This window comes from Streptomyces sp. WMMC940, assembly GCF_027460265.1.
Taxonomy (GTDB): Bacteria; Actinomycetota; Actinomycetes; order Streptomycetales; family Streptomycetaceae; genus Streptomyces.
Window position 1 is genome coordinate 2,653,309 of the sequence record NZ_JAPZBC010000001.1, and the last position, 12,252, is coordinate 2,665,560.

At 69.3% G+C, this 12,252-nt stretch carries 10 protein-coding genes and 1 pseudogene; 7 read left to right on the forward strand and 4 right to left on the reverse strand.

Annotated elements, in window-relative coordinates; genetic code table 11:
* Positions 1–14: 14 nt before the first annotated feature.
* The 5 genes and pseudogenes from O7595_RS11510 to O7595_RS11530 all read left to right on the forward strand — a co-directional run bounded on the left by O7595_RS11510 (position 15) and on the right by O7595_RS11530 (position 5,655).
* The gene (locus tag O7595_RS11510; RefSeq protein ID WP_269728627.1) at positions 15–1,004 is read left to right on the forward strand and encodes a replication-relaxation family protein; all 990 of its coding nucleotides are present in this window, start codon (positions 15–17) and stop codon (positions 1,002–1,004) included.
* Positions 1,001–1,939 (forward strand): C40 family peptidase, encoded by a 939-nt coding sequence (locus O7595_RS11515; protein WP_269728628.1) that lies wholly within the window; start codon positions 1,001–1,003, stop codon positions 1,937–1,939. The genes O7595_RS11510 and O7595_RS11515 overlap by 4 nt, the downstream gene beginning before the upstream one ends.
* On the forward strand, positions 1,936–2,820 hold the full coding sequence (locus tag O7595_RS11520; RefSeq protein ID WP_269728629.1) for an extensin: 885 nt from the start codon (positions 1,936–1,938) through the stop codon (positions 2,818–2,820). Before O7595_RS11515 ends, O7595_RS11520 begins: the two co-directional genes overlap by 4 nt.
* Before the next feature lie 433 nt (positions 2,821–3,253).
* Positions 3,254–4,498, forward strand: a pseudogene (locus O7595_RS11525) (IS110 family transposase).
* 317 nt (positions 4,499–4,815) lie between these two features.
* Positions 4,816–5,655: a MarR family transcriptional regulator gene (locus O7595_RS11530; protein ID WP_269728630.1), complete on the forward strand. Its 840-nt coding sequence runs from the start codon at positions 4,816–4,818 to the stop codon at positions 5,653–5,655.
* 338 nt (positions 5,656–5,993) lie between these two features.
* On the opposite strand, the gene O7595_RS11535 is transcribed toward O7595_RS11530, so the two are convergent.
* Positions 5,994–6,953: an ISL3 family transposase gene (locus O7595_RS11535; RefSeq protein WP_443071597.1), complete on the reverse strand. Its 960-nt coding sequence runs from the start codon at positions 6,951–6,953 to the stop codon at positions 5,994–5,996.
* On the opposite strand from O7595_RS11535, the gene O7595_RS11540 reads away from it, so the two are divergent.
* Both O7595_RS11540 and O7595_RS11545 read left to right on the forward strand, forming a co-directional pair.
* Positions 6,952–7,239, forward strand: a complete 288-nt coding sequence (locus tag O7595_RS11540; protein WP_269726684.1) for a transposase — start codon at positions 6,952–6,954, stop codon at positions 7,237–7,239. The genes O7595_RS11535 and O7595_RS11540 overlap by 2 nt on opposite strands.
* Positions 7,227–8,147 carry an IS3 family transposase gene (locus tag O7595_RS11545; protein ID WP_269726683.1) on the forward strand — a complete coding sequence of 307 codons (921 nt, stop codon included), beginning with the start codon at positions 7,227–7,229 and terminating at the stop codon, positions 8,145–8,147. The genes O7595_RS11540 and O7595_RS11545 overlap by 13 nt, the downstream gene beginning before the upstream one ends.
* Here the strand turns inward: O7595_RS11545 and O7595_RS11550 are convergent.
* The 3 genes from O7595_RS11550 to O7595_RS11560 are packed head-to-tail and all read right to left on the reverse strand — an operon-like array spanning position 8,111 to position 11,843.
* The gene (locus tag O7595_RS11550; protein ID WP_269728632.1) at positions 8,111–8,419 is read right to left on the reverse strand and encodes a hypothetical protein; all 309 of its coding nucleotides are present in this window, start codon (positions 8,417–8,419) and stop codon (positions 8,111–8,113) included. The two genes, O7595_RS11545 and O7595_RS11550, sit on opposite strands and share 37 nt — an antisense overlap.
* Positions 8,416–11,061, reverse strand: coding sequence for an SUMF1/EgtB/PvdO family nonheme iron enzyme (locus tag O7595_RS11555; RefSeq protein ID WP_269732454.1), 2,646 nt, complete (start codon positions 11,059–11,061; stop codon positions 8,416–8,418). The genes O7595_RS11550 and O7595_RS11555 overlap by 4 nt, the downstream gene beginning before the upstream one ends.
* Positions 11,062–11,066: 5 nt before the next feature.
* Positions 11,067–11,843, reverse strand: coding sequence for a class I SAM-dependent methyltransferase (locus O7595_RS11560; protein WP_269728633.1), 777 nt, complete (start codon positions 11,841–11,843; stop codon positions 11,067–11,069).
* Between the last annotated feature and the right edge of the window lie 409 nt (positions 11,844–12,252).

Sequence of the window (12,252 nt, forward strand, 5' to 3'; positions counted from 1 at the left end):
GGTGGTGACCCGTCATGCCCGCTCTCCCCCGCCCCGCCGTCGGCCCCGGCTCCCGCTACACCGCCCGCGCCGCCACCACCCGACTCCGCCCAGCCCGGCATACGGACGTCGCCGCCCTCTCCCGCGTCCTCACAGCCCGTGACCTGTGGCTGACGCGAATGCTTCACGAACACCGCGTCCTGACCACCCGCCAGATCGCCAGCCTCGCCTACCCCTCCTCCCGATCCGCCCAGCGCCGCCTGCGTACCCTGCACCAGCACGCCATCCTCGACTCCTTCCGCCCCCTGACCCAGACCGGATCCGCCCCCGAGCACTACACGCTCGGCCCCGCCGGCGCCGCCGTCCTCGCCGCCCACGCCGGATGCGACCCGGCCGAACTCGGATGGCGCCCCAGCACGACCGGCCGCATCGCCTACTCCCCCTCCCTCGGCCACGACCTCGGCGTCAACGAACTCCTCACCCACCTCGCCGCCCGCGGCCGCACCACGCCCGGCACCGGCCTGTCGCTCTGGCTCTCGGAACGTTCCTGCGCCCGCCGCTGGGGCGACATCGTCCGCCCCGATGCTTATGCCGAATGGCAAGAAGGGGATACCCGGCTTCCGTTCTTCCTCGAGTACGACACCGGCAGCCAGCCCCTGTCTCGCGTCGAGGCGAAACTCACCGGCTACGCGGCTTTCAGCACGGCCACCAGCACCCGACCGGCCCTGCTCATCCACACCCGCACCGCCTCCCGCGAGCAGGCCCTCCGCCGCCGTCTCGCTGCCCCCGCACGCGAACTGGACCTGAACGTGGTGACCGCGTCCGCGGACTTCACCACCACCAAGCCCTGGGGCCCCTGGTGGAGCCCGCTCGAGCCCGGAGACACCCGCCGCACCACCCTCACCCAGCTCGCCACCCGCTGGCCTCACCTCAGCGCGGCCGCCGGGCTGGAGCCCACCGACGCCGACACCGCGCTCACCCTCCCCGTGCCCCCACTCCCACGCACGACCGAGGCAAGCTCGTGAGCTCCCTGCTCACCAAGACCATCGGAGGCATCGGCTGCGCAGTCCTCGCCCTGCCACTCCTGGGCGCCGTCACCATCGCCGCAATGCTGGGCGGGCTGTCCTCCGGCGGCAGCATGGCGACCTCGCCGAGCAAGCACGCGCTCGCGGACATCCCCGCACGCATGCTCGCCCTCTACCAACGCGCCGCCCCCGAATGCCCCGGCCTGTCCTGGACGATCCTGGCCGCGATCGGCAAGGTCGAGACCGACCACGCACGCCACCCCACCATGGTCTCCTCGGCAGGCGCAGTGGGCCCGATGCAGTTCTTGCCGTCCACCTTCACCACGTACGCCCATCCCGTACCGCCCGGCGGGAAAATGCCGCCCACGCCGTGGGACCCAGTCGACGCCGTCTACGCCGCAGCCCGGCTGCTGTGCGTCAACGGCGCGAAGAACGGCAAGAACCTGCGACGCGCCCTCTGGCACTACAACCACTCCGACACCTACGTCAACCAAGTCCTAAAGATCGCCGACAGATACGCGACCGCCGCCCCGGCCCCAACCAGCGCCGCGGGAAAGGCAGTTGCCTTCGCCCGTGCCCAGCTCGGCACCCCCTACGTATGGGGCGGCGATGGCCCAGCTGAGGGCGGCTTCGACTGCTCCGGCCTGACCCAGGCCGCCTACCGCGCCGCCGGCATCACCATCCCCCGCATCGCCCAAGACCAGTACCACCACGGACCCCGCTTCCCCAAAGGAGCACCTCTGGCACCGGGCGACCTGCTGTTCTTCGGCAGCAACCCACGCAAGATCACCCACGTCTCCCTCTACATCGGCCGCGGCCAGGCCATCGACGCCCCGCGCCCCGGAGCCGTCACTCGCCAGGGCCCAGCCCGCACCAACTCCCCCTCCTTCCAAGGCACGACACGCCCCTCGGTGCGAGAAGGCGGCGCCCGGTGAAGCAGCTCCCCGCCCGCGAGGCCATCGGCCTGCTGCGGGCCATGACCTGGGTGCTGTGCGCGGTCGGGATCCTGGCCTTGGTCTTCACCACGGTCAACGTCACCCGCTTCGCCACCAGCCGGGACGTTCCCCTGCCCATCGCGGTCCTCCTCGACCCGATGATCGGCACCGCGCTCGCCGGCGTCCTGTTCGTGGACGCCCGCCTGGCCTCATGGGGCATCAGCCCGCCGGCCTGGTCCACCACCCTGCGCTGGGGCGCCGGATGCACCGCCGCCCTCATGAACTCCTGGGAAAGCCTGTGGCCGGACGGCCAGATCGGCTGGCCCCGCCAGGCCGATCCGGCGGCTGTCCTGCTGCATCTGACCCCGGCGCTTCTCCTGATCGCCCTGACGGAAACGATCGCCGCCTACCGAAGGACCGTCACCGACCTCCTGGAAAGGATCGGCCCCGCCGATCCTGCCGAGCACCCCGCCCCACCCACGCCCCCCGCACATCGATCGGTCGCCGTCCACATCGTTCCCGCCGCTCCCGATTCCGATCCGCCAGGCGCCGTGTCCTCGGACGGCCGATCCGATCCCGAATCCGTCCCAGACCACACTCCCGCCTCCGCCGACGCCGATATCGAAAGGCCCCACGCGGGCGACAGCGCGCCCGACGGCTATCTCCTGGCATCCGCCCCCCGCACGGTCGGCGACGGGGCGGCAGGAGCCGACGTGTGGCCGCGCGCCCGCGCGCTGGACAACGCAGCCCGCGCTGCCACCGGCAAACCGGTCAGCATCTGGCGGCTGCGCACCGAGCTTCGCATGGGCCCCGACCGCGCCCGCCAGATCCGTGAACAGCTCCTGGCCCGCCGCTCCGACCCACCGCCGTCGATCCGATGAACCGTCCCGATCCGCCCGCCAATCCCGCCCGCCCCCGATCCAGAGGCACGGGATCTCTCCACGCCCCGCTCACCGATCGAGCACACCGGCCCCTGCCCTGCACCCTCCCGCCATTGGTACGCACCTCGGGAACTGGTCAGCAGCGCAGCGCGCCTTCGGCGCGCGCCGGGGGCGTGGTAAATCCCGTGGCGTGCGCCGGGGGTGCTTCTGTCTGCCCTGACGTGGGCTGCTGCGGGCCGGGACGCTGGAGGGGTTCGTTCCGGCCGAAACCGAGGTCTCTGTGATGCCGGTGAGCTCGCAGGTCAGCATGGTGCCGAGGGCCGTCCGCGGGAACCGTGGAGTGTTGCTGTGAGCACGTGCGTCAGAATTCCTGATCCACCCTGGCCCTCCCGGAACGGCGTACCGCTCGGCCGCCTGGGGAGGGGCTGTGGACATGGACGTACTGCACGAACGCTGCGTCGGTGTGGACGTCAGCAAGAAGGACGCCAAGGCGTGTATCCGCACTCCGAGTACGAAACGGCGCGGGCCGTTCACCACTGAGACCACAACCTGGGGCGCGACGACGAACGCCGTGCTCGCCCTGCGCGATCACCTGCTCGCCGCCCAGGTCACCCTGGTGGTGATCGAGGCGACCTCGGACTACTGGAAGCCCTTCTACTATCTGCTGGCCGACGAGTTGAACGTGATCCTGGTCAACGCGCGGCAGGTCAAGAACCTGCCCGGCCGCAAGACCGACGTCTCGGACGCGGCCTGGCTGGCCCAGCTCGGCGCCCACGGCCTGGTCCGTGCCTCGTTCGTCCCGCCGCAGCCGGTGCGCGAGCTGCGGGATCTGACCCGAGCCCGGACCCAGATGACCCGCGAGCGCGGCCAGATCGTGCAGCGCCTGGAGAAGCTGCTGGAGGACACCGGGATCAAGCTCTCCGCGGTTGCCGCCGACATCATGGGCGTCTCCGGCCGGGCCATGCTCGAAGCCCTCATCGCCGGGGAACGCGACCCGCAGGTCCTCGCTGAGATGGCCAAACGCAAGCTCCGCAGCAAGATCCCCGAGCTCACCGAGGCCCTGACCGGCCGCTTCCGCGAGCACCACGGGTTCCTGACCCGGCTGCACCTGGACCACTACGACCAGCTCACCGCCGCGATCCGGCAGCTCGACGAACGGATCGAGGAGACGATGGCCCCCTTTCGCCCCGCCCTCGACCTCCTGGACACCATCCCCGGCATCAACCAGGCCGTCGCCGAAGTGATCATCGCGGAGACCGGCGGCGACATGACCCGCTTCCCCTCCGCCAAGCACCTCGCCTCCTGGGCCGGGGTCTGTCCCGGCCACCACGAGTCCGCCGGCCGCACCAAGAACGCCAAGGTCCGCCCCGGCAACCCCTACCTCAAGGGCGCCCTCGGCCTGGCCGCCTTCGGCGCGGTGCGAACCAAGGACACCTACCTGCAGGCCCGCTACAAACGGCTGACCTCTCGCCGCGGCCCGCTGCGGGCCCTGGTCGCCGTCGAACACTCGATCATCACCGCGATCTGGCACATGCTCACCGACAACGTCCCCTACCACGAGCTCGGCGGCACCTACTTCACCTAGCGCGACCCCGAACGCGCCACCCGCCGCGCGATCAACCAGCTCAACCAGCTCGGCTACACCGTCACCCTCAACCCGAGAGAGCAGCCAGCCTGACCGACGACCCCGGACACCCGGCGACCCCACGGCCACCGGGCGTCCAATGCTGCCCACACCGACCCTGACCTGCTGCTATTTACGCGTCAGCGACCGACCCGCTTGACTTCCTGGCGGAGCGGAGCGTCCATGGTCGTGGCCGACGAACCGAGCGGTATCGCAGCGATCCGCGACCCCACTCGCGCCACGGTCATGTTCGCTCGGGGAAACCACGATGCGCACGCGCCCAGCGGACACCCGCGGCTCCGCACACGCGGTCCGCACCCCGGCCGGGGACCTCCACCACCTTCGGCACACACCGGAATCGAGGTTCCCTCATGTCTAACGCCGCGACCGACAACACACAGACCATGCACGCCGTCCCCGTGCCCAAACTCCCAGCCGGACTGACCGGCGCCCCCGCCGCCGTCTACGCCGAACTGGTCAACCTCACCGGTGACGACAAGGCCACGGCCGTTGAACTCGCCCGCGCCGCAGGCCTGGGCCGCTCCACCACGGGCAAGGCCCTGACCATCCTGGAGCAGCAAGGGTTGGCACAACGCACCCTCGGCGGCCACGACGGCCCCCGTCGCACCCCCGACCGCTGGCGCGCCGCGTCCTCCCCCGCCAGCAGCGATCATCCGAAGTGTGCTCCCGAGCACGCCAACGCCAAGTCGGAGCCCTCCACCGTCAGTACCCCGCAGCCGGACACCCCCCACGCAGAGGGCGAGGACATCCCAGCCACTGACACCGCACCGGACAGCGAGGAGGAGACGGACGCTGCCACCGCTCCGGCGGCCAACACCCCGCCCCAAGCCCCCGAGCGCGCCGAATCCAACGCCACTGCCGAGGCCGATCCGGAGCACAACAACGGCGGCGGATGGGACTCCGGGGATACCCTTGACCCACAGTCGGAGCCCGAGCCGCACCCGACGGTCTCGCCGGCCCTCATCGCCCAGCCGGGCATGAGGAAGCGGCTGGCGCCCGGGGCATTGCGACAGATGGTCGTCGACCACCTTGAGGCGCACCCCGACGAGGCGTTCACGGCCACGCGCATCAGCCGCCTGATCGAGAAGTCATCGGGCGCGATCGCCAACGCCCTCGACAAGCTCGTCAAGGAGGGCATCGCCGAGCAGGTGGACGACCGCCCGCGCACCTTCCGACTGGCCAACGGATAGGCAACCGACGACAGCGAGCCGGGCTGGTTCCCACGGGGGTCGGGAACCAGCCCGGCCGCTGTGTGAGTCTCCCACCCACGCCACGCAGTGGACACGGAGAAGCGCCGTTCGGTGGCTGACTGATTGGGATGTTTTCATCCTGAATTCGCAGGTCACGGGGCTGGCGTGAGCGGGTGATGGGGCTCTCGCCCTGGTGCTCGGCGTGATCGTCTCGGGGAGATCATCTGACGCGGCGGATCAGCGGCTGATCTCCGCGTTCGTCAGAACGAGAAGAGCCCGCAGCAGCATGGTGGCGTGCTTGGCGTTCATGCGGACCTTGGTGAGGATCCGCCAGTTCTTCAGGTCGGCGAAGCCGTGTTCGTTCGCCGCTGACCAGCCGATTCGCCTCCTTCTGGGCGGCGGTGAGCGGTTGGCCGCGGGTCGCCTTGCGGCCGGTGATGATGACGGGGTCGTCGTCCAGGCCGACGGACGCGGAGCATGCGCTCGGGCCGGTCGGCGCGGGCGTAGCGTTTGACGGTGTTCAGGGCCAGTTGCAGGCGGCGGGCGCACTCGAGCAGGCCCACGCCCTGGTCGAGCAGGCCGTGGACCTGGTGCCAGCGTTCGAGGGTGGTCTGGGCGCGGGGCCCGTCGTAGATGGGCGCGTCCAGTACGGCGGCCCAGCAGGTGCTGTGCGCTTTGACCTCGCTCAGGGCTGCTTCGCACAGGTTGTGCCACAGATGCCACCGGTCGGCGACTTGGACCGCGTCGGGCAGGGCGCGGCGGATGGCCTCGGCGTAGGTGGCGGAGCCGTCGCGGCACACGACCTCGACGCCTGGATGGTCGAGCAGCCACGTCTCGAGCGTGTCGGCCGTGCGGTCGGGCAGCACGTCGATCCGCTCATGGGTCTCGGCGTTGATGATCACGGTGGCGTAGCGGTGACGCCGGCGCAGAGCGAAGTCGTCGACGCCGATCACACGGGGCACCCGCCCGACGGGCAGCGGGATCCGCAGCAGCGTGCGCAGAGCCGTGTGACGCGACAGGCTCACCGCGAGTATCGCCAGCAAACGCGTCCCGGCCCGGCCCGCTAACTCCTTGACCACGGCCTTGACTTGCCTGGTCAGGCGGACGGTTCGCCGCTGATATCGGTCCAGCACTCCGGGCACCTGCTCGCGGAAGGTGTGGCGGCAGCCGCGCGTGGGACACACCAGGCGCCGCACCCGCACACGGACCACCACCCGTCGTTCATCGACCGGCACGTCGGCCACTGTCCCTCCCCTCGTAGCGTGAAGACCGTGACTGCAGGGGAAGTTGGGAGTCATGGCGGAGAAGCGACGGAAGTTCGATCCGGAGTTCCGTGAGGGGGCCGTACGGATCGTGACGGAGACCGGCAAGACGATCGCCGAGGTCGCCGAAGACCTGGGGATCAACGAGACCACTCTGGCGAGTTGGGTCTCCCGCGCCCGTCGGGCAGGGATCGCACCGGCCGGCGGGAGTGACGAGCTGGAGCGTCTGCGGCGTGAGGTCGCCCAGCTCAAGCGGGAGAAGAAGGAACTGGTCATGGAGCGTGATGTCCTCAAACGCTGCATGGTCCTGTGGGTGAAGTAGCCGTGGCGGACCCGGCGTCCGTCGTCGGGGTGATCAGCGACTTCAGGACCGAGCACGGCATTTCGCACCGTGTCTCCTGCCGCGCTCTGGGCGTGAGCGAGGCATGGTTCTACAAGCACCGCACCCGTCGGCCCACCCGGCGTGAGCTGCGCAGACAGCGTCTGATCGAAGCGGTGAAGGAGGAGTTCGACGACTCCGGCGGCACCTACGGCTCGCCGAAGATCTGGATCAGGCTGGTGAGGCAGGGCTGGCGGGTCTCCGTGAACACCGTCGCGAAGATCATGTCGGAGTTCGGCCTGGTCGCGCGGAAGGTACGAAGACGGCGGGGGCTGACCCGGCCGGGGAAACGGCTGGCCGCCCCGGACTTCGTGCGCCGCGACTTCACCGCCGAGGCGCCCGACCTGGTCTGGTGCGGAGACATGACCGAGATCGACGCCGGCGAGGGCAAGCTCTATCTGGCCACGGTCATAGACCTGTTCTCCCGCCGCCTGCTCGGCTATGCGATGGGCGCCCGCCACGATGCCGACCTGGTCGTCGCTGCCCTCCACATGGCCGCCGCCACCCGCGGCGGGGACGTCCGCGGTGTGATCTTCCACAGCGATCGCGGAAGCGAGTACGGCTCGCGGAAGTTCCGCCGGGCCTGCCGGAAGCTGGGCGTCACCCAGTCCATGGGCCGGGTCGGATCATGTTTCGACAACGCCGTCAGCGAGGCGTTCAACAGCGTGCTGAAGGTCGAGTACGTCCATCGCCGGACCTTCGCCACCCGCACCGAGGCCCGGATCCGGATCGCGACCTGGATCACCGACTTCTACAACGCTCGACGACTACACAGCGTGTGCGGCTGGAAGAGCCCGATCGACTACGAACACGACTACTGGGCCGGCTTCACCGGGGAGCTGGCTGCATAGGAAGGTCTCCACGAAACCGGGGGATTGACAGGCTGGTCGAGGCGAATGACGAACTCCGCCCGGTCGGGGCTCTCAGCGCTGATGTGAAAGCGGACGCGTTCGCCCGTGCGGATGGTCCGGAATCCCTCGGTCACGATCTGCCGGTAGTCGAAGCCGTAGTACCGCTCATCCTCGTCGTCCTGGACGACATAGGTGCCGAGCGCGCCGCTCAACCCGCCACCATGCGGACGCCTGTCCACGATGGTTCCGTAACGCGGCCCGCCGCCGCTCATGCCGTCGCCTCCTCCGTCCCTGATGTGTCGGGGTCTTGCACGCACCGGAAGCCGACCGCGTTGCTCCCGCCGCGCTTCCGGTAGATGCCCTTGCTGCTGGTCTGCACCGCACGCATCGGATTGTCGTAGCTGCCACCGCAGATGACGGCCTCGCCGGGGTCGTCCAGGATGGTGGATGTCCATTCCCAGCAGTTGCCCACCATGTCGAGGACGCCGAACGGGGAGCGGTTGCCCGGCCGTTCGCAGACGGGTGTCGCCCCGGCCCGCCGAACGGTGTTGCCTGCGAAGTCCCGGTACCACGCCTGATACGTCACGACAGGTCGGCCCACCCATGTGTCGGCACAGTTGACACGCACGCTGTCCGGCGTGTCGCCCCAGGGGAAAAGGCGTCCGTCGGTGCCACGGGCGGCGGCCTCCCACTCGAGGGAGGTCGGCAGCCGCTTGCCCTCGAACGCGGCGAAGGCGTATGCGCTCCACCAGTTGACGCAGATGGCAGGGTGAGCGTCGTAGCGCGGATTCTCGTAGTAGTCGGGCCGGCGCAGCCGGTCGGTCCAGGGGCGGTGTGTGACGTTGGCCGGCTGGTCGGGGTGGTCCCACTCCGAGGTGCCGTCCGTGTCGAGGGCGTCGAGGAAGCGGCGGTAGCGTGCGACGGTCACGGCATGGCCGTCGAAGCGTACGGGACGCTCGACGCGGCGGATCAGCAGCCGTTCGGCCGGCCCGACCAGGTACGCCCCGGCGGGCAGCACGCAGTCGTCCGTCTCCGGACTGCCGGGCACACCGGCGAGGAATGCGCGCACCTGCTCGGTGAGGAAGGCACCGCCGGGAAGGTCCGCTGCCAGGTCCTGGTTCGCCGGCTCAGCGAGAAACCTGGCAGCCAGTAGTTCCTGGTACGCCGTGTGCACGAAGGCGACGTGATCGGGCCCGGCGGGCCGCAGCAGCGGAGCGAGGACACAGGCGTCGCGATCGAGGCGCCCGTCCGTGAATGCGTTGGCTCCCAGCTGCCGGTGAATGTCGAGAAGGGAGAACACGGTGCGGTCGGTGAGGAAGGCATGTCCGAACGCGGCGGGCAGCCGCTGCTCCAGGTCGGGCTGCCCACGCTCGGCCAACGTCCGCGTGATGTGAGCGCCGAGGATGTCCGCGAGCGGCTTCCCCGCGGGAAGATTCAGCGCCGTGGTGAGGCGCGTCTCGAGAGGGGTTGCCCCGGGTTCGGCCAGCCGTACGACGTGGAAGTGCGGCACGCGTGACGGGTCGACGCCGTTCGCGTACATCTGCTCGACCAGCTGCTCGGAGCGGCCCGCGCCGCTGTCCAGCAGCTGACGTACCTGGGGTGAGTCCGCGAGGAAGGACACCCGTGAACTCATGACCACCGCCGATTCGGCGGACAGCACGGCCGCGAGATCGGTGAAGAGCCGCAGGAAACCGGCAGGGCTTGGTACCTCGACGCCCTCGTCGACGGCATCGAGCACGCACAGTGCGGTCCCGGAACGGATGAGGTAGAGGAAGAGTTCGTAGGCACGTGAGCGGTCCGACGTCATGGCCGGGGCGAGAAGGCGGGCCGCGTACTCGGAGAACGGTTCGTCCTTCGGTTTGAGACCGAGGTCGAAGTAGAAGCGGAAGCGGCGGATCTCCGGGTTGACGGCCAGCGAGCGCAAGAGCGTGCTCTTGCCGCTCCCCGGACGACCGGTGACCAGGACGTTCGCACTGCCGCGCACCAGACGCGTCAAGACCTCCGCCGCGTCGCCGCACTGCTCCATCCTCGACTCACCGGTGCGCGGGTCGGTGGTCAACGCCGCCGCGGCGACAGCGGCCCTCGGATCCTCCGGGTTCACCGCGGAGGTGAGTTCGGCGAGGTGGATGTCGAGGTTGACGATGGTGTCGACAAAGCCGTCGTAACGCACGATACGGAAGTCGAGCCCCAACATATGATGGAGGGCGCCGGGTGCCGCACCGCCGTCTTCGTCCAGGACGACGAATCGGGTGAGCTTGGGCAGCCGGGTGCGCAGCAGCTCGCCACCACTGGAGGCCAGGACGGTGCTCAGGTCATCGGCGTCCCGGGAGAGCATCAACTCCACGTATTCCAGCCGCATCCCCGACTCACGGCAGAACAACTGGTACACCGTGTCCGGGCTGAGGACGAACCGCTTCGCCTGCCGGTAGCCGAGCGTGACGTACAACCCGGCAAGAAACTCACAGCGGCGCGCCACCTCGGGCGCCACGTCGGGCTCGCCCCCGAGCAGGGCCGCGCTCCCTGTATTGGTGAACCAGACCAGCACGTCCACGAGCCTGCGGACCGCCAGCAGCCCGTCCTCGTCACCTATGTCGTACCCGTCGTGCGCGGACCGGTTGCGCAGCCGACGAATGTCCTCGAGCGCATCCAGAACCGTGCTGCTGCGAATGTACGGCCGGCAGCGCTTGACCAGATCGTTCAAGGCCTTCGTCGAAGGATCGCCCTCGACGCCATGATGGCGCCACAGCTCCTTGAGCAGCTTCTCGGTCAGTTTCCCGACCAGGGCAACCGCGTTTTCGGGATAGCCGTCATTGAGCGACCGTAACGGCCGCTCCAGATCAAGCCCCAGCCGATCGGCGATCCGCGAGTGGTCGTCGAGTTCACTCCGTAGGCGCCGCAGCCGTTCATCGACCATGGTGCTCACGCCGACTCCCCACCTCGCCGGCCGAGGACGAACGCGAACCGGTCCGGAAACACGAGCACAGGCTCCGGATGAGCGACCCGCATCTCCTCGATGCCCTTCTCGATCTCGCTGTCGCTGAAGGTGGACAGCAGGGACATATAACGGGCACGCACCATGCCGAGGTACTTGTCCCGATCGATGCGCAGCTCATGCTCGACATGGCTGCGACCGGCCGACAGCCCGACAGCTCGCAAGTGCCCCTCGATAACGGCCGGGTCCGGCTGCAGTTCCTCGAAGCGCGCGAGGGCCGCCTCGAACAGCGGGTACTGGATGGTGGCCGGAAGCATCACCACCAGCAGCCGGCCTCCGGGCGCCAGCCGGTCGGCCAGGCCGCGAAGCGTGTGCGCCGGATCGGCCACGTGATGCACCGACTCTTTCAGCCACATCGCATCGAGTTGCTCGTATGGCAGTCGTGTACGCCCTTCTGCGATGTCCTCGGCAGAAGCAACGATTGGTGTCAGGTCGGCCGGAGGCGGCATTCCGAGCTGACCGAGCATCGCCTCGGAAGGATCGACGCACAGAACGGGACGGTGAGGCTGGAGCCGCTTGGCCACTTCCCTGGCGAACAGGCCCGTACCGGAGCCGATGTCGGCGATCCGGTCCGTGGGGCCGAGCCGCAGCGCCTCAGCGATCCGGCCGGACATCCAGGGAATGTAGTCCGGACTATAGACCCAGTGCTCGTCGTATTCGGCTGCCAACTCCTCGTAGTGCCCTCGCGCGTCGCGCCCCTCCACGATCCCCCTCGCGTGCCGCCGGTTGTGCCGTACAGGGCACAGGACAGGCTATCGCGGGTACTTGATCGGCAACATGCTGTAACTGGACGTTCTGGCCAACATCAGCTCTGACCCCCACGGCCTGTTCTCCCGGCTGCCGGCCACCCGTCACGACGGGCCGCGCGGCAGCCCGGATCGACGATATTGCGGGAAAGAGCGCGCCACGCCACCCCAGTCACCGCCCCAGCCGCCCCGCAGTGGCCCTCTGGCTACAGATTTCACCGGACCCCGGCCGATCCCACTGACGCCCCGTCAGTCACATCCAGCGCCGATCCAGCAACGGTACGGATGACCAGGGATGACGACAGGTGACGAGACGTCAGGAGATCCAGCACGGATCCAGCACCGGATACAGCGACGGGGCCAACCC